Genomic DNA, 22,927 nt, shown 5'->3' with positions numbered 1-22,927 from the left:
CCACCCCCTTACGAAGCATATTTGACGCGGCCCTGTTCACGCTCTTCTTCACGTATTTCCTGTTTGAACTCTTCAAACAGCTTCCGCATTTCACGTTCAAGCTCTTCCATGTTTGTCCCGCTGCCGACAGTGATGTGCGGCGAAAAGACAAACTGGGAATCCTTGATGCTGCTGGAACTTCCGCCGTCACCGCCGCCCGCGGCGCGGTAGGCACTGGACGGCATATCCGGCAGGGTTTTCTCGGTGTCCCTCTGCGGCAGCATATAGAGCGGTGTTCCGGTGTCGGTCAGAACACCGTTTTCCCAGCTCGACAGCACCGTGCCGCCATTATAGGTCTTGGCCGCTTCGGTCAACATAGAGGTGATCGTGCTGTTTCCGCCAAAATACTTGTTCAGTACCAGCGGGGCAACATCAGCGGCAATGCTGGTAGCTGCCAGAGCCAGAGAGCCGTCACCGGCCAGCGAGTTGTTGGCGACCGTCCACAGCATAGATGCTGCGTCCCCCGCCGTGCGGATGCCGTTGGAGCGCAGAGCGTAGTCGGCATAGGCTTTGGAGAAGTCGATCAGGTTGTCCAACTTCTCGTTGCCCGTTGCACTTGCGCTGTTCTCCGCAGATTCTTTCGCGGTCTGGTACGTTTCAGCCGGAACATCGGGTGCTTCCGTGGCGGGCAGCTGTGCCGCATCCTGCTGCGACAGCATATAGAGCGGTGTTCCGGTGTCGGTCAGAACACCGTTTTCCCAGCTCGACAGCACCGTGCCGCCATTATAGGTCTTGGCCGCTTCGGTCACGGCCTTTGTTATCGTGCTGTCACTTCCCAGATACTTGTTCAGGATGATGGGAGCAACGTCGGCGGCGATGCTGGTCGCCACCAGCTCCAAGGAGCCGTCCCCGGACATGGCGTTGTTTGCCACCGTCCACATCATCGACACCACATCACCGGTGGACTTGATGCCGTTGGAACGGAGTGCATATTCTCCGTATGCGTTGGAGAAGTCGATCAACTTGTCCAGCTTTTCCTTGCTTCCGTCGGTGAAACCGCCGTTCGCAAAATACTGGACGTTCTGCACACCGGCTGCGCGGGTCGCATCCTCACCGGACACGCCCAACATACGGCCAGCCCGCACCCAGTTTTCCACGTTGCTGTCATGGACACTGGGCTTGAAAGAAATGACGGCTTCTGTGCCAGCTTCACCGGCGATACTCACCCCGCGGGTAAAGCCGCCGTTGGCGAAAGCGGGCATTGCCACTTCCGACAGGTTGAAGCCGAATGTCTTACCGGCGAAGTTCTTCGCCACCGGGACATTTTCAAGCCACTGGGGAACCGTGAACGAGAAACTATTCAGGGCGCGAATGATACCGTTGACGACCGTAATCGTCACCGATACGATGCCCTTTATCAGCCCAACGATAGACTGAATCACAGGCTCGATCACCGGCAGCAGGCCGTGGATTACATCGACCACCAGCTTGATCGCATTTATCAGGGTCGTGCCGACCAGACTGATAATCATGCTTATCAGCGGCGACACCGCCGGGAACAAATCGTTTACCGCGAAGCTCAACACATCTGCCAACAGCGGCTTAATGTGGTTCACTCCGAGGTCTACGATCTGGCCGATCAAACCCTTTACCGACTCGATAATCGGGATCACCGCGCCGAACGTAGTTCCCAGATCGTCGATGCCGAAGATGCTTTTCCCGCTCAAACTCTGCTGGATATTTTGCAGGTTTTCCAGTGAGAACGCACCGGCCAATGTGTCGTGGATGTTCCCTGCGATACCCTGCACTTTCCCGGTGAATCCATCAAAGAGCGTCAGGCCCTTTTCGCCAAACACCTGTCCGATGATTTGGCGAATGTCCTCGAAGTGATCTCCCAGCAGGCTGACCACCGCGATCACAGAACCAAGACCGGCGATCACCGGGCCGAATGTGGACATAAGGCCCGCGAAGATGTTGAAGCCGCCTTTCAGGACGGGCGATGCCACGGCCTTGCCCAGCCCGAACGCCTTGCCGCCGAAGTCTGCCACCGCCGGAGCTGCATTTTTAACAAATCCGGTTGCGCCAGACAGCACTTGTCCGGGGCGCGTCTGGTTGAAGATGTACCCCATCTGCGCAAGAGCAGCCTTTCCGCTCAATCCCTGCGTGCTGTTTGCCATTCGGTAGATGGTTCTTCCCAAACCAGTACCGTTTGCAAAGTTCATCTTTGAGAGGAAATTCACGCCAGCTTTTGCAGCATTTCCGGGCATCGCTCCAAATACAGCAGCCGTAGCTCCACCGAAGTTTTTTAGTCCTCCTGCAAGTTTCGCCACGTCGATACCGTTCGGGCCGATGATTCCCGTGAAAATCTGCTTGGTAACGCCACCGATGCCGGATGCGATTTTCGTCTTTCCGAAGTCAGACGCGGCAGACATAACGCCGTTGATATAAGGGAAGCTCTGCCGGATGGTCTGCCCGCGTTCCGATGCGCCCATAACGTCTCGAACAAAGTCGATTTTTGTTTTTCCATCGTTCTTTGTCAGGCCGGTAAAGTTTTTCAGTGTAGCCCACAGGCCAACACCCGCACCGTTCGCCTTAGTCGCAATATTTTTCAGGAACGAGTTTTGCGGCTGCGGGCCGATGCCCGCCATCTGTGCGCCGTAGCTCATGCCGCTGGCAATGGTGCGGATACCGTTGAAAATCTTCCCGCCGCCGGTAGCGGTTCCACTCACTCCCTTTGTGACCCCGCTGACGACTTGAAGAATCTGCGGTGCGAACCTCATACCAGCCCACGCCGCACCGATGCCGCCGATTGTGGCGGCTACCTTGTCGCCGTTATTCAGCAGGTACTCGATTACTTCCTTTACCCGTGCCGTTATATCCGGCAGGGCTGCGCGGAAGTCGTTCAGCTTATCAAGCCCAAACCCCGCAACGTCTTTCAGAATTGGCAGGAAATTGTTTCCAACCTCGATACGGACAGCCCGCCATGCGTTGCTCAACATTTCCAGTACGGATTCGGAGGTTTCGCATTTCAGCATAAACTCCTTGTACATACTGCCAGTGTATTTAGAAGCATCGCTTACATCGTCCAGCGTGTCCACGAACAGTTTGAGGTTCCCGGTCAGCTTTGCGCCGCTCTCAATGGCCCATTGGCCGAGCAGCGTTTTCAGATAGCCAACCTGTTTATCCTCGTCCTGCTGGCCTATTGCTGTGAAGAGCCGTTTCAATGCTTCCGGTGCAAGGGACTTTCCGTTTGCATCGACCTTTTGCATATCTTTTGCAAACTGTGTCGCGCTGAACCCCAACTCTTCAAAGGCTTCATGCTGTGCCTTTGTTGCTTTGGAACCCATCGTCAAGTTGGTGTACATACGGCGAATGGACGTTGCGACTGTGTTTGAGTTTACGCCCATCGCCAGCAGAGCGGTGGACAGTGCCGCCGTTTGATCCGTGTCCATACCGGCGATCATGCCAAGGGAGCCGGTATCGTTCACCGTCTGTGCAATTTCTGCGGCGGTCGTCGCATAATGCGCACCCAGATAGTTGATCTGGTCGGCCAGCTTCATGACACCCTCATGATCCGTATCAAACGCAACTTCCCACTTTGCGGCCCAGTCGCCCGCCTGATCTGCGGAAATGTCCATAGCCGTTCCCATTTCGGCAACGTCTTTCAAGAACTGCTCCTTGCCAAGCAAGTCGTCCATGTTCTTGCCGGACTGACCAGCAGCAGCCGCAAGGCGGGTCAGCTCTTCGGCGGTGTACGGAATCTGGGTGCTTAAATCAAGAATGCCTTTCGACATTTCATCGTAGTTTTCCTTGACGACTTTTCCGTTGTCGTCCGTCAGGCCGCTAACGTACTTTGTCACATCCAGCATTTCGCTTTCAAACGCCACCGCTTCTTTCGTGGTGTTCACCACTCCCGCGGCTACGCCACCGGCGGCGGCTACTGCGCCTTTGGCAATATTCGCCGCGAACTTCGATGCTCCGTTTGCAACGCTCCCGATCTGCGTGTTCGCCAGCTTAACCGCTTGTGCAAGCGAATTGTCAACGTGACCGCCGATCAGGATGGAAAGCTCTAGTTCTTGATTTTTTGCCATTCCTCCGCAACCTCCCCGTGAATCTCCACCAGCTCACGCACAGGCAAGTTCAGGTAAAAATCTGCGCTTGTGTGCGTGACTGTGGCGAGAGCTATCGCCGCCTTTCTGATTGTTTTGTAGCCGCCCTTTAAGCGAAAAAATCCTTGTGGTTGACACCTGCGCGGAGCTGCACAGCTTCCGACAGGGGCAGGCCGAGGAAGAACGCAACATCCTTGCCGGTCGCCATAGAAGCGATCAGGCAGCAGTAGTAGTAGTTCAGGGTCTTTTCTGCTGCGCGAATGTCCTCTTCCTCCATGCGGTTCTCCGCCTGACGGACATTCATGCCGGTCATGTTGGCGACACCGGACAGATCAACGGAAGTGTAGGTTTCGCCCTTGTAGGTATAGGGCTTGCCGAACTTCATGACGTGGCTATGATCGTCCTTGTCGTCGCCGTCCTCTGCCGTCGCGCTGCGGAGGGATGCCTGTACGGTCTGGCGTACCTTTTTGCTTGCGCCGATGGGAAGCAACTGGAAGAACTCAATGGGGAGCTTCGTTGCTGCTGCGGCCAGAGCGTCGGTGTATGCGGTGGCAGTTTCGGGGGTAATCATCGCGGCCAGCTCACCCTCGTTGTACAGCTTCTTGATGATAAGCACCGCGTCCTTGATGGTCAGGCCGTCCAGACCGGACAGGTCGATCTCGGTATACTCCTTGTCGTCGAACTTATAGGGACGGGCCAGCTCGATGATCTTCGGGTTCTTCTTGACCTCTGCGGTTTCGGTCTGCTCTGCGGCGGTAGAAATGTTCTTCTCCATGATGAAGTTTCCTTTCTGTCAGATACAAAAAATTGACCGCCCCGGTCTTTCGGGGCGGTCATTCGTTTCCTTTGGGATCAGATCAGAGCGGCAACATCCGCCAGCATATCCTCACCCTGCACACGGTAGATACCGTTCAGTTTGTCGATGGCGATAATCTCTTCGCCGTCGTTCTCAATCATCAGGTAGGTCAGTTCGAGCTTGACCTTTGCTTCCATGCCCTCGCCCGCCTTGATCTTGCCGGGAGTGAACTCTTTGACACGACCGATCTCGACGATTCGCAGGCCCTTGTAGGCATAGCCAAGGCTCTTATCGACCGCCTGCTGCGCCACACGGAAAGTCAGATTGACCTGACGCTTCGGGGACAGCACGTTGACAAAGCTCGAATACACGAGGTTGAAAGAAACCTCCTGCTCGATGCTCTCAAACTGGCCGATGTTCGGTGCGCTGATCTTGCCGAGGATGCCAGAACCGGAAACATCAATAGTTTCCGAGGTGATCTGCGGCAGGGTGATCTCCGGGGCCGTGCCGATGGCTTTCACGCCGTCAATGTAGACGTTGAAACTGTTGACAATTTCCGGGTTCAGGTTAGTATCCAGTGCCATAACTCATATCCTCCTTTCTCGTTTAGCCGCCCAGCGCGTCAGAGATCGCGTTGGGGTCGAACTCCACCAGCTCTTCGATGTCCTCCGCCGGGTTGAACGGGGACAGGTACTTGTGGAACGTGATGCAGCCATTCAGCAGCGAGGTGGTCGGGTTCTCGCTCTCAATGTACTGAATCTCATGACGGGCGCAAATGCCGCGGGAAACAAAGCTGTTGCCGCGCACGTTCTCGCTGTCCACCAGAGCTTCGATAAGCCTTTTGTTCAGCGGATCATCGACTTTCTGGAAGTAGGTCTGAATGAACGTGTTATCGTCCCAGCTCATAAAGCGGCGGACGCTGAACCAGCGATCCTTGGGGTCGGTGTTGCCGGGGTAGCAGGCCGTATTGTTGCCCCACAGACGGAAGCCGTTCATGTTCAGCCACGTTGCCACGCCGAACGAGTTGACGACGTTCGCCTGTTCCTGATCCAGCAGCACCTCCGTACCGTCTTTCAGGCAGGCGGCAGAGATTGCCAGCGTCTTGTTGGACGGGCTGACATGAGGAATGTCGCCGTTGGCCGCATCGGTCGCCACAGTCAGCGCCGCCGCCATAGCGGAGCCAGCATAGCGCGTATCACCCACCTTGGCATACAGCCAGACAGGGTAGCAGTTCGGGCTAGTGACCGCCTGCTTCTCTTTCTGCTGCTTTACCTCGGTGTATGTGGTTGCGCCTGTGGCAGAGCTGTCAATATCCACGATACAAACAGCTCGGAACACGCCGTTGATGTTGCCGGTTTTCGCCTGCAAGCCAGCGGCAACGGTAGCATTCTCCGACCAACCGGGAGCCAGCAGAATACCGGGGGTCATGTTCAGCGCGGGGTAAATCTGACGGATTACCTCCATGCCGGTTTCTACGCCCTTGGCATTCACACCGCCCACAATGTCGGCGGCGGTAACGGCATCGGGGTCGATCTGCACACCACTCACGGTCAGGCTGGTTGCGCTCGCGGCCTTTCCGCCGGGGATGATGGCAATGGTCACATAACCGTCATCGTCAAAGGCTGCGGTGTAGTCCGTGCCAGCGGTCAGGGTCGTAGATGCGGACTTGACAACCAGCTTGTCCAGCAGAATGTCTTTCTGCTCCACAGTTGCAACGCCACTGTTGACCTGCACGGTGGTTTCTGCCATGTCCTTCTTGTGCTTGTTGGGGTCGAGGACGTTAATCAGGATCACCGGCGCAACGCCCATCACCTTGAAACAGGCCCCCATGCTCTGACAGATGGTGTACTTGTCGTAGTCGTTGCTATAACCGACCGCTGCGGTCGCACCTTTCAGGGTGTTTGCCAGCATCGGGGTGTTGGTGCAGTGATAGGGGTCGCTGGCGCGGTTGATCGGCGCAGTACCGATCACCACCTGCAAACCAGCGGTAGACTGTACCGGTGCAACAACACCGGTCGGCTGCTCAGTGACGTAAACGCCATGCTTATAAACTGCCATGCGTTACTCCCTCCTTTAGTTCAGTGCCGCCTTAACCGCGGCAAAAATAATACCCGCGCCGCTCTTGGGGTTTTCCAGAGCTGCGCGAGTATTTGCGAAGTCGGCGATGGGAACCATCAGGCCCCGTGCCGCCGGGATTCTGTTCAGGAAGTCAGTCACCGCATCCGGCAGCGCGTCGCCGTCGCTGTACACGGTAAACTGCTTCACAGTGTTCTTTACGGACGGGCCACAGTACACAACAGGGCCGGTCTTTTCCACCGCTGCGGTATTCTCTGCGGCGGTCTGCTTTCTCTCGCTCATATTAACACCTCAATTTCCGGGTTGTTCTCGCTGCTCATGCTGGGGCAGGTCACGTCCATCTGCACGGTAGCGAAGTAGTACGGACTTGTGTTATCCTGCTGGATCGCACAATCAATGGGGAGCAGCACGTTGAAGTAATCGCCAAAGACGTTGTAGACGCGGAAATGCTGGGCCAAATCCTGCATGATGTTGTACAAATCCAGCACCGCCGGGGCTTTCATGTCCCGCGCTCCCTCCGCCTTATTGCGGCTGGGTGTCTGGTATGTACAAATAATCAGGCTCATGTCCACCAGTTCCGGTTCTTCCATCTTGTCGATGCTCCAACCTGCGGCCTTGACCAGAATAAACGGGGCGGCGGCGGCTACTGTGTCCACATCTTCGTCGTTGCCGAAGTCGGTCGGAAATTCAAAGTCGAAGATGTTGAGCGGCTTATCTTCGCCCTGACCGCTGAACGTCTTGCCCTCAAAGAGTTTTTCAAGCTCTTCGTGCAGACACTTCACAGCGTCAACCGGCGTATAGTTTCTTTCTCTCACTTTGCTTTCCTCCCGGCTTGCAGCAGAATCTTGGACACCTCATGCTGTAACCGCTCCTGCAAGATGATCTCGCTGTCCGGCTCCACCTCTTCCCGCCATACCGTACTGTGCATAGCACTGGCCGACGGGCTGGACATGGTGTAGAGTTTTTCTACGATGCCGTTCCTGTTCCTCCATCTTGTCGATTTCGGGTTTGTCGCCGGACGACCGAGAATCCTCTGCACCATGCCAACGTGTCCACTGTCGAACTTCACCAGAAAGCCCTTACTCGCCTGACCGTAATCGGTCTGTCCGCCGGTCAGCGGGGCCATCGGATTTTTCTTCAAGACACGGGAGGTGTGGAACTCAGGCGACAAAACCCAGCTTGTTCCCATGTGAGGAACAGCCGGGTTTGACTGAAAATCGCCCAGATCGTTTCGGCGGCTGGAAATAAAAATCTCCGCCGTGGGGTTCTGCGTCGTCGCCCTGTTGCGGATTTTCAACGCATTCAGGTGACGGCGACCGACGGAATTGACGGCGTACCGAAGCCGTGCCTGCCGAACCATCATGTTCTTGGCTCTCGTGGCGGTCTGGTTGACTGCATTCTTCATGGCTCTGGGAGCCTTGTCATGCAGATCGCCGAGCGCACGTTCCACCTCACCGATGTTTGGCACTTGCACGTCATAGATTGCTTTTGCCATTACTGCCGCACCCTCTCCAACGTGACCAAATACAGACCATGTTCTGTCTGGCAGCTCTTCACCGAGTAGGTGATCTTGTCGTACTCCATCGGTTTCCCGATTTTAGGAGCAGGGCCATAATCAGCAACGCGAACAAAAAACTGCTTTTGAGAAATATACAGTCCTTGGTCGAAGTTTTGTTTGGCTCCGGCTTCCCAGTGCGACTTGCGCTCTCTCAGGTCTACCTCATACGGCACAACATCGAACTCTTCTCCGTCGATGGTGTGCTTTTCGACAAACTCTTGAAAGAAAACCTCGTCAATGTCAGCCATTGCCATTTCCAGAAAGTCGGTCATGGTCGCACCCGTTTACTCCGCAGAGGTCTTGCGGGCCTTCCTGCGGGGCGTTTTGTCCGCCGCGGCGGGGTGCGGTTCAGGCTCGTTGCCGTCGGCATCTGCCTGTTCCACAATCTCGCGGGTTTCCTCGTCCGGTTCGCCATAGACTGCCACGCCCTGCTGCACAAGGCGGTCAGCTTCGGCATCATCAAGGCAAACAAATTCCCCCGCCAGAATCAGCTTGGCGGGGGCGTTTGCCTTGGGACGGTGGCCGTAACCACCGGCGATGATCTGAACGATTTTCATGTAGCTGCTCCTTTCCGGTTTAGCCCACCACGTTTGCGGCGAAGATGTACGGGTTCTTGTTCTTGGGAGCGGCCAGAGGACGACAGCCCAGACGGAGCTTGCGGGTGTCCTTGTCCTGATCCACGACGAACTTCGGAACACGCTTTGCAGCATAGGTCGAGTAGTTCACCTGACCGTAATCCATCTGGGTGATGGAGCCGTACATCATGTGGCCGCAGTTGGGAGCAGTCACCATAGCAGCATCGGCGGGGAAATACTTCTTCGTCAGGCCGTGGTCGTCGGAGTAGGTTTCATCGACGCTGAACACGGTGAGCATGAAGCCGCCGAAGTTCAGAGTGCCCATGAGCACAACACCGTCGTACTTGGAAAGCTGCTGGCGAATCTCGCCGGTGATGATACCACTGTTCTTGTCCAGAAGCCGCTGGGTTGCTTCATCGGTCAGGATGTAGTCAGCAGCATCCGTACCGAGAACCAGATCGGCAGCGGGCAGGCCGCGGGAGGACAGCATACGGCACATATTACGCACATCGCTGCGGTAATCGCCGCCAGTCTCGTTCCACTTCTTTGCCACGGTATACAGGTGGTTACTCTTTTCGCCGGTGAAGAAGCGCACCTGCTTGGTGTCGCCCTGCGTCACATCGTCGATGTACTCCACCATATCGCAGCCGTTGTTAATCATGGTCTGCGCAGCCATCCACTCTTCGCGGCGGGTAATGCGGGCATCCATGTCGGCCATATCATCCACCAGCAGGCGGGCGGCTCTCTGCTGCTCGTCCATGCCGGGATAGATTGCTTCGCCAAAGCCGCGCTTGGTCAGCTCGTCCAGCGTCAGCAGACGGGACGGTGCGATATAGGCGGGCTTGATGCTGGTGATCTCATAGCCGCTGCGGGTCATGGGAATGTCGCCAACACGGGGAGCAACAAACGCGGCCAGTTTGCGGTCGCCATCGCGGTACTCGGTAATAACCTTGTCGGCCTTGAAAATGTCACCTGCACCGGTCGGGAAATAGCGATCTTTGAAGAAGCCGACCGCCGGGACGACCTCTTCAACGGCTGCTGCCAGAATGATGTTGTCGAAGAAATTCAGAAGAATCTCAGCCATTGTATGTATCCTCCTTTCACATCTCAGTCACGGGCAGGACTGCAATGCCGTTCATGCGCAGTGCGCTCTTGTCCGCTTCGGTCATGGTGTACTCGTCCTTGACCACCAGCTTGTCCGGGTTGAAACAGCCAGCCAGATAAACGGTGGTGGTCGCATCGCCGGTGGCCGGGACGGTCACGTCGTCGGTCAGGATGCAGTCAGCGGTCAGCGTGTCGCCGGAAGCTGCGGTGCTGCCCAGAATGTACAGCTTGCCGTCCTTTGCGCTCTTGGCGAACACAGTACCGCGGGTATAGGTCGCTTCTTTACTGCCGGTGCTTGCGATCTTGCCAGCACCGACGCGCTTTGGCGGGGTCAGACCCACGATCAGGTTGTCGTACTCGACCTCGCCCAGCTTTTCACTCAGCATCTTAGTTGCCATAGGTCAGTCCTCCTTTTTGGGGTGCAGCAGGTTCTTGAAAGCGGCCCGCTTCTCGGCATCGGTCGGCTTGGTGTTGGTCACGCCAGTACCGCCCACACCGCCAGCGGTTGCACCGCCCACGGCATTTGCGCCGCTGGCCTGTGCGTCGTCCTGCACATCGTCCAGCAGCTTATGGCCTTTCTTCTTGGCATCCAGAGCGGCGCGGTAGGTAAGCTCCTGTGCGGTGCAAGCCTTTGCGCCATACTTGGCTTCTGCCACCAGCTCGGACGGGATGGTGTCTGCGATCTCGTCAATGGCGGCAAGACGGTCACGTTCCTGCTTCTGTGCTTCTGCACGGGCATCGTTCACGATCTCATTGACCAGATCAGGACAGCCCGCCCGAAGCTCTTCTTTGTTCTTGAACTCCATTTCGGTTCCTCCGTTGTCGTTGTCCGGCTCTTCCGCCGGGTTGCTGTTGTCGGTGGTATTTACAAAACCGTCCTCTGCGGCAGGGGCCACCACAGCGCGGTTTCGTACAAATTCAGGGGCATCGTCGAAAGCACCCGGCACGGCAACGCTGTTGATGAACAGCGCACCGTTGCGGTTTTCGACCTGTGCCTTGGTTTGGTTGCCGGTCGTGACTTCATCCACAAAGCCGTGTTCTTTGGCTTCGTTTGCAGACCACCACGATGTAGCATCCATCCACGCCGCCACTTCCTCGACGGTGTGGCCGGTCTTTTTGGCGTACTGGTTCAGCACGTTGGTACGCATCACGGTCAGCGCATCCATAAGCTGCTGCAAGCCCGCCATGTCCACAAACCCGTTCGGGTTCACCCGGATGGGATGGATCATGTAGGTTGCATCTTCCGCCGCCTTGACCACCTTGCAATGGCTTGCCACGATGGTTGCGGCACTGGCGCAAATGCCCTCGATCTGTGCCGTGACTGTGCCGATCCGGTTTTCCAGCAGCGCACCGATTGCCTGTGCAGCCCAAACGTCGCCGCCGCCGCTGCAAATGCGCACCGTCAAATCCTCCGTTGCCGGGATCGTCGCAAGATCAGCGGCGAACTCTTTCGGGGTCACTTCATCGCCCATCCAGCTCGTTTCGCTGATGTAGCCATAAAGCAGAAGTTCCGCCGTGCCGCCGGTGTCGGCTGCATTGCGGAACTCCCAAAATTTCTTATTATTCGTCTTTGCCGGGGTCGCCGCCGTTCCGTTCAGGAACAGCGGTTTGCTGTTGTGCTTGTGCTCCTGCAATTTCGTCCACCTCCCGTTTCAGTGCGGCTTCGGATTTCCGTTGCCGCATATTTGCTTCGTAACTTCCGCCGGTCATTTGGGCGGTTTCCTGTGCTGCCGTAGAGAAGCCGCTGTTCACCCGCATCTGGGCGGCTGCGGCTTCGTCCTTGGGGTTGAGGTTTGTCCGTGCTGGGCCGTTCCATGTGCAGTTCATGTATGCCGCGGCCACAGCCGGGTCAACCAGAAAACCGGGGGCTTTGATCCTGCCCTTGCACACAGCTTCCCGGAACCATGCTTCGTAGACCGGCTGGCAGAAATAGTCTGCAAACCAGTCACGGTGCATCCCGGTTGTTCGCCAGAACTCGTTCAGTGCGCCCCGCGCCGCTGAGTAACTTGTGCTGAACTGTTTGTAAAGCACCTCGGACGGAATTTCCAACGCTGCGGCCATCTGCTTCACAATGGCGTTCATGAACGCTTCAAATCCCGTGGTCGGATGTTTGGGGTCTGCAAACTGTACATCTTCGCCGGGATTCAGGTCGATAAACGCGCCGGGAGCCAGCTCTACACTGGTTTTGTCCGGGGCATCCACTTGCACCTCCGGCGGAAGCATCTCGCCAAACGGTATCTCGTCAGACTGATCCGTTTTCTTGATGAAAACCGTGAACATGGCACTGACGACCGCTGCGGTCAGTTCTGCGTCCGTGAAGCGGCCCAGCTGCTTCAAACTTTCCAGCACCGGAGCCAGCAGCGGCACTCCCCGTACCTGACCGGCGCGGTCACGCTGCATCAGGCACAGGATGTTTTGCCGCCCGGTCTTTGCGCCGTAGGCTTCCACCCTTGTCCAGTGTGATGCTGCAAGGCCAGCCGCCGCCGTGCTTGCCAGCGGGTGACGGTCGCAAATCCAGTAGGCAACGACCATTCCCGCTGCATCGGTTTCAACACCTTGCACGATCTTTTCAACATGGCGACCGTTGATCTCGCAAGGCGAAAGCACATCCATAAAGCCGGGCGAACATAACCGGTCGGCTTCGATGATCCGCAGCCGCAGATCATACGGCACACCGGGCGACTTCTTGTTTTGCAGCACTGCCACAGCGTCACCGTTCAGCAGGAAACCCGTGAACACTAGCTGTTGGAGCATATAGAAGTTATCGAGCCGGTCTGCATCGCAGGTCGGTTTGTTCGCCCACAGGCCAAACTCCCGTGCGATCTGGGCGTTGATCTTCTGGGCTTCTTCATCGGAGATACCCAGAAAGGCGTTGTCGATCTGGGGTGTCGGGGTCAAGCCGCCGCACACCACGTTGGTGCGCATCGTCTTGATTGCACCGGTCGCCAGCGGAACGCCCATAAAGGCATCGCGGCTTCTTTCCCGCAGGACTCGAAGATTATCCTCGATGTCCTCTTTCGGGCTTCCTCCGTGCCATGTCCAGCCCCGCATGGATTTCTTGTGCAGACTGGCTCCATAGTTGGAGTAGCCCGAATTGATTGCCCGTATTGCCGACTGTGCGGCAGCACGTTTCACCGCCCGCTCCGGGGCAATCGCCGTGAGCAGGCTATCAAACATTCCCATGTCAGCCCTCCCTTACAGGTCACGGGGTACAAAATGCCCCATCCGGTTCCTGCCGTTCCGCTGACGGGAAAGTTCCGTCACCTTGTTCGACCAGTATTCGATTCGTTTACCGATCTGCGTCAGGTCGGCTTTGGTCAGCGACCGGTTGCCGATCTGGTAGCTCTGGCCGTGCGATACGCTCTCTTCGGCGGCTACCCAAACGTCCAGCATCCGTTGTGCTGTTTCCAGCGTAATTCCTGCCATTTAGATACCTCCCGAAAGTTGACGACGGCCCCGCGCTTTCTTGACCGGCTGGACGGTGGTTCCGTCTGCGTCCGTCTTTTTCAGCACAGGGCGAGAAATGGCAAGAGCCGCGGTTGCGTAATTGCGCAAGTCCAACGGCTCGTTTCGTTTATGCTCTTTGTCTTTGATTTCCCAGTATTCTTTCAAGCGGCCTTTCACAAACCGCACCACTTTCTTCTCAGCCGTTAAGCCCTTGAAGTATTCCTCCGTGTAACCCGCTTCCGGGTTGGACGGGAAATGGCAGTAGTTCGGTCCGGGGGTCTTGACCTCCAACCGCTGGTAGATGGTCGTCTTGCCAGCGTCAACGCCTAGAATGAACAGCTCCGCCTTGACGCGGTTGTTCTTGGACGGGTTGCGGATGAACGGGACTCCGCTGCCGCCCATGCCCTTGATCGCAAAGATGCGGCGGTTGAGCCGTTCCTTGGCGAACCGGTACACCGCGTCGGTGTGGTGTCCGCCGGAGTCGATGCAGGTAGCCAACAGTGGGTAGGCCGTGCCATCCGCCTTGCGCCACGTTTGGAGCAGGAAGTCATCAAGGTCGTCCCACACCTGATCCGACAGCATATCGCCGTAGATTTTCTGGTAGCGGATGCCCCAGCTCTCCACACCCTCGCCCCAGCCGACCACCTCAACTTCAAAGCGGTCGTCCTGCACGTCAACACCGGCAGTAAGATACAGAACATCGTCCGGCACTTCTGCGGCGTAGATTTCGCGGCGGTTGAACAGCTCGGTGTCCTCCAACTGGATTCCGCGTTCTTCCCACGTTTCACCCAGCTCGGTGTTTACCCAAACTTTCATCTGTTCGGGGTTGCCGTGGTCAAGGGCGATCTTGGCTTCTATGAACTTCTGCACGACCTCTTTCCAACCCACAAAGGTTGAAGCCAGCGTGTTCAGGTGAAATCCTCTGGCTTCTGCGCCGGGGTTGGCTGCAACGTACTTGCCGTGAATGCCCTGCTCTTTCCACCTATATTCGTTGGCGATGCAGCCGCACTCCCGGCAGACGTAGCTCACACCCTTGTCAAGATCGTCCGGGTCAAACTTGACGTTCTCCCAGAGGAGCGGCTGGTATGCTCCACATTCCGGGCATGGTACGTTCCATTCCTCTTGCGTAGAAAGCAAGTAGGCATCCTCGATTCTGCTGTCTCCCTTGATGGTGGGAGTGCTGACCATGACGGTCTTGTAATCCCAAAAGGTCGTCTGGCGTTTCTTTGCCAGATCGAGGGGATCACCCTCTGTTCCCGCACTCTTTGGGTAGCGGTCGATTTCATCCGCCAGCAGCACCTTGATTGGGCGGCTGGCAAGGCTGGACGGGCTGTTTGCACCCACAATGGTGATGTGTCCGCCGGGAAAATTCTTCTTCATGACGGTGTTGCCAGCGTACCGGCTCTTGGTATCTACAAGGCCGGTAAGCCGGGGCGTGTCCCGGATCATTGGAGCAATGCGGTCTTTCGAGAGCGTTTGTCCCATGTCAAGGGTCGGCTGCATACACATCACCGGACATGGCGCATAGTCCATGTAGTAGCCCAACGGGTTGAGGATGAAAGCATCCGTCTTGCCGATCTGCGCTGCTGACATGACGACGACCGACCGGACGTGAGGATCACCAATGGCATCCATGATAGCCCGCTGGTATGGGGCTTTCTCTGTATGCCATCGCCCCGGCTCTGCGCTTGATTCAGCGGACAGCACCCGGTATTTGTCCGCCCACTGGCTGACCGTCAGCGGCGGCGGCGGGCGCAGCTTACTTAAAACCTCTGCAAACAGTTCCACTGTCTGCGGTTCAAGTTTTACGATCCGCTTCTTTTTCATGTTTCGGCTCACCCCTGACACATTCCGGGAACATACACAGAGTAAGCCGCTGATGAATGCGCTTTCCCCACGGACAGCTCTTGCATTTGTTTTTCGGCTTATCCTTTTTCTTTGCCGTCTTGCCCATCTTCATCATCCTTTGGCCGCTCCAACGCGACCTGATAGTTTGAAAACTCTTCCATAATCTCGTGGAGCGAGCTTTGCAGCAAGTCCATGATTTTATCCTCGTCTCCGTCCAGCTTGGCAATGTTCGCCGCCAGCTTGTTCGGCAGGGCAAGCAGTCTTGAACGAAGGTTCATGACGATGGTTGTCATTCCGGTCATAATATCCGACTTGCGGTAAAGTTCCCCGTTGCGCACCTTGTTCTCGGTTTCAGCGGCGATTCTCTTTTCCTTTGTCAACTTTGCCCGTTCCTCGTTGAGATCAGCCTTGCCGCCCTCGTCGCCCCGCAGATAGTTGATGTACCGCCGGACGCTGGAACGCAAGTCATACAAGCCGGGGGCTTTTTCTTCCAGCACACCTTCGTCCCGGAGCTGTCGCACCCGGCGTTCGGACAGGTCAAGATACTGCGCCACTATCTTTGTCGTGTGGAGCTTCTTCTTCATCCTCTTCGTCCCCCTCCGGGTCTATATCCACTTCACCGGTCGCCCGCATTTTTGCAATGTCAAGGCGAGCCAGTTCCAGCGCGTACCGCTTTTCAAATTCTTCTTGCTGTCGAATCTGCGTTGTAAGAGAAATGATTCTGCCAGAAACCTTGTTCAGGGCTTCCCGCAGCTGGGTCACTCGAACAAAAGCACTGTCCTTGTTGACCATCGCCATCTTCTGCACAGCACTATCCGCCGTTTTTCCCTCGGCATCCGGGCCGGGTTTGCGCATATCGGTGATGGTGGCCGTGAACAGTTCTTCCGGGTTGCACTTTTCGTACTCTGCGATCTTCTCCATGATGTGCCGTTGCTGAATCCGCAGCAGCTTCAACTCATAGGCGTTGTTCGCACTCGCCCCGGTTGGTATCGCATCCAGCCACTCCCGTTCCTCTTTTGTCAGCTTGTCAAGATGGATAGTGCTGTACGCGCCGTCTTTCTCGGCGTTGGTGTTGCCGTCCGGCGCACCGCCGCCGGGGTTGCCCTTGGCGTTCTTCTTGCCCCGGCTGTTCTTGTTGCCGGGTTGCCCGCCGCGCTTGCGCTCTATGGCATCTTCCCACTGGTCGATTCTCTTCCAGTTGCGGACCGTGCCATAGGTCACGCCCTGTTCGTTGGCAAAGTCTTTGAGATTGATCTTCTCGCCAGACCGCCGCCGCTTGACATACTCAGCCTTGGCGGTGTCGCGCTTGTCGTTCCGCTTCGGCATCCCGCATCACTCCTGCACCTCGTTTCCAGAATCCGCGTAAAAGAAAAAGCCCCACGACATATTGCCGTGGAGCTTCGCTTACTTTTCACTGTACCTATTATACCCGGAAAAGTGTATCATGGTGTATCATTTTGAAAATTTTCCCGAAAAAATCCCCCCTAACTTTTTCAGACCCCCCTCCGGGGAAGTGCAAAAAAGCCCCTATACCTAGAAAATTTTCGGGCTTTCGGACCCGTGAGTGGAAGAATCTTCCTCCCCAGTACCTTGCCGGTGGCCCGGAAAATGGTAGAAAAAGGAAGAAAAGACCGAAAAATCGGACTTTTTCAGCCGTCAAAATCGCCAAAAATCCGGGAAAAATCCCGCCAAAACAGGCTGAAAAGCCGTCAAAATGACGGAAAAGGGCGGCAAAACACCGGCGGCGGGCATCCTTTGAGGTATCGCGGGGCGGGCTGAACTGGTGACAGCCTGTCACCGATTCGATCCGGCGGGGCGCGGCGGCGGGGCATCATCGGCCCGGCGCGGCCTGTCCGGGGCGATCTGTCCAGCGGAGCGGGGTGCTGCTGCCCTCTCCTATATAGCTATGTAGGGCGCGGCGGCGGGCGATCTCCTACCGGCGCGGGCATCATCGGCCCGGCGCGGGGTGCAGATCGGCGGCATCATCGGCCCGGCGCGGGGCTGTCCTGTCCTATATAGCTATGTAGGGCGGCGGGGCGTGGCGGCGGGCGTATGGCGGGCGGTGCTGCTGTCTGGTGCTGGTATGATGTGCGGGGCGGGGTGCTGCTGTCCTCTCCTATATAGCTATGATGTGCGGGGCGGGGTGCGATCTCCTACCGGCGCGGCATCATCGGCCAGGCGCGGGGCGGGGCCTGTCCAGCGTTCAGCGGCGGCGGGGTACGATCTCCCCCGGCGGCGGGCGGCATCGACCCGCCCACGGAAAACGCCCCGGAAAAATCGCCCCGCGGAAAACGGGCAACAAAAAAAGAGGTAGACACGGCCCGCGCCGCGTTTACCTCTTTTTTGCGTCAAATTTTCGGGCGGCTGGAATCACCCGCCGCCGGTGCTGCTGTCGTCCACGTCGGGCGGCTGGAATCCGTCGCGCTCCATGCGGGCGGCGCAAGCGTCCATGATATACCGCTGTATACTTTGCCCCGCATCGACGGCGGCGGCGCGGATTTTTGCGCCGTCCTCTTTTGTCGGTCGGATCGTTATGCTGTCCTGTCGTCGATTGTACGCAATATTTGCCCTCTTTTGGGCGGCGGAAGTCGGCATTTTGTCACCCCCTTTTTTTTGAGTATATCACACCCCGCCCCAAACGTCAACGTATACATTTTTCACAGTTTTCTACGTCTACGTTTGTGCATTCGTCCAAACTATACGTTGACGTATTGACAACAGACAAACGTAGACGTATAATGCAATCACACCAAGCGAAACACCGCAAAACAGAAAAGAGGTCAAGCCGCATGAAACTTTCTGAAAAGATCGCCGCGATTGAATCCGGCGAATACGCCGTAACATGGACGACCCCCGACGGGTCGATCATGAAAGCCGCCGATTATGGCCCGTACTACGTTGTTTATCGCAACGGCGAACCGATGGGCGCGATTGACAGCCCCGATGATCTGGACACTTTCGCCGCCGCGAACCACTACACCGCATAAACCGAAAGAAAAGGAGATCAAACCATGCTGAACTTTGAGAACATGACCCGCCCCGAAATGATCGCCGCCCGCCGGACGATCCGCGACAACCTCGACACCTTGACCGCCATTTACAGCGACGCCCGCACCGATGGCCCCGCCGCCACCGTCGCCCGCATGGTCGAGAAGATCGGCAAGGCCGCCACCGCCGCCACCGTTGCGAATCTGGTAAACTCTACCAACCGCGCCGATGGTCGAGTATCCGCCGCCGCTCATGTGTGGGCCGAATCCATCGACACCGCCGCAACCCCCGCCGATCTGGACAGAATGCACGTTTACAGCAGCATTCACCCCGTCCACATTAACCAGTTGGCAGAATCCGCCCGCAACCTGTGAAAAGATGAAACGCCGGACACCTTGACGGGCCGCACCGCTGAAAGCGACCCGATCCCATTCCCCCGGCACACCGCCGGGACGATCCACAAAACGAAACACGAAAGGAAGTATTTACCATGACGAATAAACAAATCATCCGCGCTGCCGCCGAACGTCTTAACCCGGCCACGCTGCACCAGATCGCCACCGCACACCACACCCCGGAAGAGATCGCCGCCGTTGCTGCATCTTGCAAGATCGTTGACAAGGACGGCAACGAAAAGCCCGCCACCGCCGCGGACATTGAGATCATGTTTGCAGCGGACGAACTGCACACGTTCGACTTCTGGAAGAAAGAGGGCAAGAGTGTCAAGAAAGGCGAAAAAGCATTGCTTGAATGCTACTTGTGGAAGTACACCACGAAGCCCAGCAAAGAGCAGCGCGAAAAGGCCGCGGCAGAGGGCAAGGAAGCCGCACCCGATCCGCATTACTACCCTACGAAGTCCCATCTTTTCAGTTGCTTACAAGTTGAAAGCAGCCGCCCCGCCCCGCAAGCCCGGTTCAAGTCCACGGCGGAGATCATCGCATACAACAAGCGGCTTGCAGCAGAACGCAAGGCCGCAAAGGAAGCCGCCGAAAAAGCAGCCGCCGAAGCCGCCCGCCCCGCGCCGGTCGTCGTTGAAGAGCACCACGAACTTCCCGAACTGGTTCACGTTGATCCGCTTCCCACGAAAACCGCCCCGAAGAAGCCCCGCACCACGAAAGCCGCCCCGGATTCCGTCAAAAAGGCAGAACAGGCCGCACGGGATGCAATGAACCGCTTTATTGCTGTTCCCGAAACCGACCGCGCCGGACAAGCCGCCGCCCTTGCTGAGTGGCGCACCGCACGAACCGCCGTAGAGGAAGCAAAGAAGCAGCCCGCCGCCCCGGTCGTCGATCTGGACAAGCTCGAAAAGCTGTTTGGTGAGCATTATTCCCGGCTGTACCGCTCTCACGATGACGACGAAAGCCACGAATACCGGGAAGCGGTGAAAGAGTTTGACAACCGTTCAAAGAATGACCCCGCGTTTCATGCGCTGGTGGATCAGTGGGTGCAGAAGATGCACGACTTTATCAGCAGCGACCGGGAAGCAGCCGCCTTTGTGATGGCCTTGCACGAACTCGAAGAAGAGCAGAGCAAGCCCGAAATGGTTCCCAGCGTCCAACAGCTCGACTTTGCAAGCATCGCCGCCGGTGTGCTGGCATGATTCCAGCGCGGACACTCTAGCCGGGTTGCACCGCACAAAGCAGCCCAGCCCCACACCCCGCCGGGGTGAATCACGAAAACGAAAAGGAGATTATACCATGACCGCCAACGAAGAGAAGAACGAACTTGTTGTTGTGGATGTTCCCAACGTCCATATCTACGCTTTCACTGTGTCCGGCTGGCCCACGCCCCGCACCGCCGAAGAGGTGTTGAACGCCGCCCGGAAGAGCACCGCCGAAAGCATCCAGCGGATCACCCAGATCATCGAGTCCGGCGACTACGAAAGCGACCGGGGGTATTGGGAAAGCCGCCTTTCGCAAGAAAAGGCCCACTCTTATGCCGTCATGACCTACGGCGAATGGCTGGACTTTGAGCGGGAAAAGCTGCTCACCCCGGAAATGGTCGAGATCACGAAACAGGACTATGAGGACGCGCTGAACGTGCTGCCGCCGCGCAACTGGCACACCCGGAACAACATCGAAGAGTTTTGCAGCCGGGAAATGTACAGCGGCACTTACACCACACAATATGCGTTCCAGCTTGTAACGGGCCGCTACTTTGTGAAGATGGTTGATTGCGCTGATTCTTCCACATGGTTGAGCACGATTTTAGCCCAGCAGTGAAACGGATACCTTGACGGGCCGCACCGCAAAGCGACCCGATCCCACCGCCCCGACAGCCCGCCGGGGAAAGCCTACAACGAACCATGAAAGGAAGAACGATTATGTATAAGCTCAACAACAACGCCGCCACTACCATGCCCGTTTCCTACACCCTCTACACCGTCACCACGATTTTTGACCGTGCGGGTCGTCCCACCTCTTGCAATCTCGAAATCAGCGTTACGACCGCAAACCCGCTCTGCATCATGGATTACGAAGAAGCGATCAGCAAGGGCCGCACCCGGCAGAAGTGCCACTTCTTCACCATGCGCGATGCACTCGACAAGGTGGAGAGCGTGGCCGACATTTCCGACACGATGCAGAACGCGCCGCACTTCCTCACCGAACAGGCCGCGCTCAATGCGGGCAAGGCTCACAACGAAAATTGCGCTTGACTCCCAGCGCGGACGCTCTAGCCGGGTTGCACCGCTCAAAGCAGCCCAGCCCCACCACCCCGCCGGGGTGAATCCAACACGAAAAGGAGAACGAACCATGACGACCCCGAACGATAGCCGGGATTTTTACCCCACTCCTGACAATCTCGCGTGGGAAATGGCTTACAGTCTGCAAAGCACAAAATACGGCTGGAAGCACCTACCGCAGCCCATTCTTGAACCCTCTGCCGGTGACGGCGCACTGGCCCGCCAGATTCACGCCGTTGCAGATATTCGGCACGATCCCAAAACGGGAGAACTTGACCGTTACAGCACGAGCAAGGCGAAAGAGTTTGATCTTGACTGTGTGGAACTGTCCAGCGACTTCCGCGCCAAACTGAAGAAAGACGGTTTCCGCGTGGTGCATGACGATTTTCTCACGTTCCGCCCCGCGAAGAAATACGCGGCGATCATCATGAACCCGCCTTTTTCCGCCGGTGCTGCTCACTTGCTCAAGGCTTTAGAGATCATGAAAGACGGCGGCAAAATCTGCTGTCTGCTCAACGCCGAAACCATCCGCAACCCCTACACGAACGAGCGGAAAGAGCTTGTACAAAAGCTAAACGAACTCAACGCCCAGATCAAATACATCCCGGACGCTTTCAAGAACGCCCGCCGCGCCGCCCGCGTTGAGGTGGCGTTGATCTCCGTTGACATTCCCGACAAGGAGCCAGTAAGCAAAATCCGGTTGGAACTCAACAACGAAATGACCGACCACATGAAAGCCGATCCGCAGCTTGCCGCGCTGGTGTCTGCTGATCCCATCGCCGCCGCGGTGGAACGGTACAACGCCGCCGCCGAAGGCATCCGCCGTATCTACGAAGAGTACAACGGAATCAAGAGCCTGTTTTCTGCTGCTACCGCAGACGACAAGGAAACCGAAGTGCTGAACTTCAACAAGAGCTATAACGAAGCGATCCGCAGCTTGCGCGGCTTGTACTGGCAAAAGCTCTTTGACCTGCCCCAAATCCGGGACAACTTAACCAGAGCGATGCAGGACGAATATCACAACCGCGTTTCCGAACTGGTTGACTACGATTTCAGCCCTTACAACATCCTCACGATCCGGGAAGAAATGTCCGCCAACATCGTGCAGGGCATCGAAAGCGAGATCGTGGAACTGTTCGACGACTGGACGAATCTGCACTACAATTCCGAATACTCGAAGAATGTCCACTACTACAACGGCTGGTGTACGAACGAAGCGTACAAAGTCGGCAAGAAAGTGATCTTTCGGTGTTCGGCGTGGGGTGATTACTCCGGGCGGTTTGAACCCGGTTGGAACGCTGAGAGCTGCCTGTCACGAATCGAGCGCACCCTGCACTATCTGGACACGAACGGCAAGAAGTACAACGGCGACGAACTCCGGGCAACGCTCAAAGCCGCCGAGGAGAGCAGACAAAGCCAGAACGTGCAGTTCCGCTACTTCACCGCCACTTTCTACAAAAAAGGCACTTGCCACATCACATTCACGAATGACGACGTTTTGAAGTCGTTCAACCTGTTCGCCAGCCAGAAGAAAGGATGGTTGCCGCCGTCCTACGGCAAGAAAGCCTATCACGACATGAGCAAGGCAGAGCAGAAGATCGTGGACAGCTACGAGGGCGAAGCGAGTTACACAGACACCCTTGCACGGCATCTGATCCCCACGAAAGCCACGCTTTTACAGCTCAACGCATAAAACGGATACTCTAGCCGGGTTGCACCGTAAAGCAGCCCAGCCCCAGCCGCAAGGCTACCACAAAACGAAAA

At 56.8% G+C, this 22,927-nt stretch carries 25 protein-coding genes; 7 read left to right on the top strand and 18 right to left on the bottom strand.

Features of this window, described 5'->3' with window-relative positions; all coding sequences use genetic code 11:
- Positions 1-8: 8 nt before the first annotated feature.
- From D3F01_RS08720 to terS, 17 genes are all read right to left on the bottom strand, one after another.
- Positions 9-4,070, bottom strand: coding sequence for a phage tail tape measure protein (locus D3F01_RS08720; RefSeq protein ID WP_242887985.1), 4,062 nt, complete (start codon positions 4,068-4,070; stop codon positions 9-11).
- Positions 4,071-4,197: 127 nt separating this feature from the next.
- Entirely contained in the window at positions 4,198-4,863 is a 666-nt protein-coding gene (locus D3F01_RS08715; RefSeq protein WP_242887983.1) for a phage tail assembly protein, read from the bottom strand.
- A gap of 77 nt (positions 4,864-4,940) precedes the next feature.
- The gene (locus tag D3F01_RS08710) at positions 4,941-5,468 is read right to left on the bottom strand and encodes a phage major tail tube protein (protein WP_242887981.1); all 528 of its coding nucleotides are present in this window, start codon (positions 5,466-5,468) and stop codon (positions 4,941-4,943) included.
- Positions 5,469-5,490: 22 nt separating this feature from the next.
- Entirely contained in the window at positions 5,491-6,942 is a 1,452-nt protein-coding gene (locus D3F01_RS08705; RefSeq protein ID WP_156060152.1) for a phage tail sheath family protein, read from the bottom strand.
- Between the two features lie 15 nt (positions 6,943-6,957).
- Positions 6,958-7,242, bottom strand: coding sequence for a hypothetical protein (locus tag D3F01_RS08700; protein ID WP_120020089.1), 285 nt, complete (start codon positions 7,240-7,242; stop codon positions 6,958-6,960).
- The gene (locus tag D3F01_RS08695; protein ID WP_242887979.1) at positions 7,239-7,775 is read right to left on the bottom strand and encodes a hypothetical protein; all 537 of its coding nucleotides are present in this window, start codon (positions 7,773-7,775) and stop codon (positions 7,239-7,241) included. The genes D3F01_RS08700 and D3F01_RS08695 overlap by 4 nt, the downstream gene beginning before the upstream one ends.
- Positions 7,772-8,455 (bottom strand): hypothetical protein, encoded by a 684-nt coding sequence (locus tag D3F01_RS08690; RefSeq protein WP_242887977.1) that lies wholly within the window; start codon positions 8,453-8,455, stop codon positions 7,772-7,774. Before D3F01_RS08690 ends, D3F01_RS08695 begins: the two co-directional genes overlap by 4 nt.
- On the bottom strand, positions 8,455-8,790 hold the full coding sequence (locus D3F01_RS08685; protein ID WP_207684050.1) for a hypothetical protein: 336 nt from the start codon (positions 8,788-8,790) through the stop codon (positions 8,455-8,457). Before D3F01_RS08685 ends, D3F01_RS08690 begins: the two co-directional genes overlap by 1 nt.
- A 12-nt stretch (positions 8,791-8,802) precedes the next feature.
- Positions 8,803-9,075 (bottom strand): hypothetical protein, encoded by a 273-nt coding sequence (locus D3F01_RS08680; protein WP_242887975.1) that lies wholly within the window; start codon positions 9,073-9,075, stop codon positions 8,803-8,805.
- Between the two features lie 19 nt (positions 9,076-9,094).
- Positions 9,095-10,177 (bottom strand): major capsid protein, encoded by a 1,083-nt coding sequence (locus D3F01_RS08675; RefSeq protein WP_242887972.1) that lies wholly within the window; start codon positions 10,175-10,177, stop codon positions 9,095-9,097.
- 16 nt (positions 10,178-10,193) lie between these two features.
- Positions 10,194-10,595 carry a head decoration protein gene (locus D3F01_RS08670; protein ID WP_120020083.1) on the bottom strand — a complete coding sequence of 134 codons (402 nt, stop codon included), beginning with the start codon at positions 10,593-10,595 and terminating at the stop codon, positions 10,194-10,196.
- A gap of 3 nt (positions 10,596-10,598) precedes the next feature.
- Positions 10,599-11,831, bottom strand: a complete 1,233-nt coding sequence (locus tag D3F01_RS08665; protein WP_242887970.1) for a Clp protease ClpP — start codon at positions 11,829-11,831, stop codon at positions 10,599-10,601.
- Complete coding sequence (locus D3F01_RS08660) at positions 11,758-13,380, bottom strand: phage portal protein (RefSeq protein WP_242887956.1); 1,623 nt, start codon at positions 13,378-13,380, stop codon at positions 11,758-11,760. The genes D3F01_RS08665 and D3F01_RS08660 overlap by 74 nt, the downstream gene beginning before the upstream one ends.
- Positions 13,381-13,392: 12 nt before the next feature.
- Positions 13,393-13,623 (bottom strand): DUF6148 family protein, encoded by a 231-nt coding sequence (locus tag D3F01_RS08655; RefSeq protein WP_120020080.1) that lies wholly within the window; start codon positions 13,621-13,623, stop codon positions 13,393-13,395.
- Entirely contained in the window at positions 13,624-15,471 is a 1,848-nt protein-coding gene (locus tag D3F01_RS08650) for a phage terminase large subunit family protein (protein ID WP_242887954.1), read from the bottom strand.
- A 98-nt stretch (positions 15,472-15,569) separates the two neighbouring features.
- Complete coding sequence (locus tag D3F01_RS08645; protein WP_242887952.1) at positions 15,570-16,076, bottom strand: hypothetical protein; 507 nt, start codon at positions 16,074-16,076, stop codon at positions 15,570-15,572.
- Positions 16,030-16,818: a phage terminase small subunit gene (gene terS / locus D3F01_RS08640; RefSeq protein ID WP_242887950.1), complete on the bottom strand. Its 789-nt coding sequence runs from the start codon at positions 16,816-16,818 to the stop codon at positions 16,030-16,032. Before terS ends, D3F01_RS08645 begins: the two co-directional genes overlap by 47 nt.
- Before the next feature lie 282 nt (positions 16,819-17,100).
- On the opposite strand from terS, the gene D3F01_RS08635 reads away from it, so the two are divergent.
- Positions 17,101-17,271, top strand: coding sequence for a hypothetical protein (locus D3F01_RS08635; RefSeq protein ID WP_242887948.1), 171 nt, complete (start codon positions 17,101-17,103; stop codon positions 17,269-17,271).
- A gap of 591 nt (positions 17,272-17,862) precedes the next feature.
- Here the strand turns inward: D3F01_RS08635 and D3F01_RS08630 are convergent.
- Positions 17,863-18,087: a hypothetical protein gene (locus tag D3F01_RS08630; protein WP_242887945.1), complete on the bottom strand. Its 225-nt coding sequence runs from the start codon at positions 18,085-18,087 to the stop codon at positions 17,863-17,865.
- 194 nt (positions 18,088-18,281) lie between these two features.
- Here D3F01_RS08630 and D3F01_RS08625 point away from each other — a divergent pair, with 194 nt between their 5' ends.
- The 6 genes from D3F01_RS08625 (at position 18,282) to D3F01_RS08600 (ending at position 22,856) form a co-directional block, all read left to right on the top strand.
- The gene (locus D3F01_RS08625; RefSeq protein ID WP_242887943.1) at positions 18,282-18,479 is read left to right on the top strand and encodes a hypothetical protein; all 198 of its coding nucleotides are present in this window, start codon (positions 18,282-18,284) and stop codon (positions 18,477-18,479) included.
- A gap of 24 nt (positions 18,480-18,503) precedes the next feature.
- Complete coding sequence (locus D3F01_RS08620) at positions 18,504-18,854, top strand: hypothetical protein (protein ID WP_242887934.1); 351 nt, start codon at positions 18,504-18,506, stop codon at positions 18,852-18,854.
- Between the two features lie 116 nt (positions 18,855-18,970).
- Positions 18,971-20,080 carry a hypothetical protein gene (locus tag D3F01_RS08615; RefSeq protein ID WP_242887931.1) on the top strand — a complete coding sequence of 370 codons (1,110 nt, stop codon included), beginning with the start codon at positions 18,971-18,973 and terminating at the stop codon, positions 20,078-20,080.
- Between the two features lie 97 nt (positions 20,081-20,177).
- Positions 20,178-20,702 carry a hypothetical protein gene (locus D3F01_RS08610; RefSeq protein ID WP_242887928.1) on the top strand — a complete coding sequence of 175 codons (525 nt, stop codon included), beginning with the start codon at positions 20,178-20,180 and terminating at the stop codon, positions 20,700-20,702.
- A gap of 101 nt (positions 20,703-20,803) precedes the next feature.
- The gene (locus tag D3F01_RS08605; RefSeq protein WP_242887925.1) at positions 20,804-21,136 is read left to right on the top strand and encodes a hypothetical protein; all 333 of its coding nucleotides are present in this window, start codon (positions 20,804-20,806) and stop codon (positions 21,134-21,136) included.
- 97 nt (positions 21,137-21,233) lie between these two features.
- A complete protein-coding gene (locus tag D3F01_RS08600; RefSeq protein ID WP_242887923.1) occupies positions 21,234-22,856 on the top strand; it encodes a DUF4942 domain-containing protein in 1,623 nt (540 codons plus the stop codon).
- Positions 22,857-22,927: the final 71 nt, after the last annotated feature.

This window comes from Faecalibacterium sp. BCRC 81149 (genome assembly GCF_022750605.1).
Taxonomy (GTDB): Bacteria; Bacillota; Clostridia; order Oscillospirales; family Ruminococcaceae; genus Faecalibacterium; species Faecalibacterium duncaniae.
This window is presented reverse-complemented; position numbering and strand designations above follow the sequence as displayed.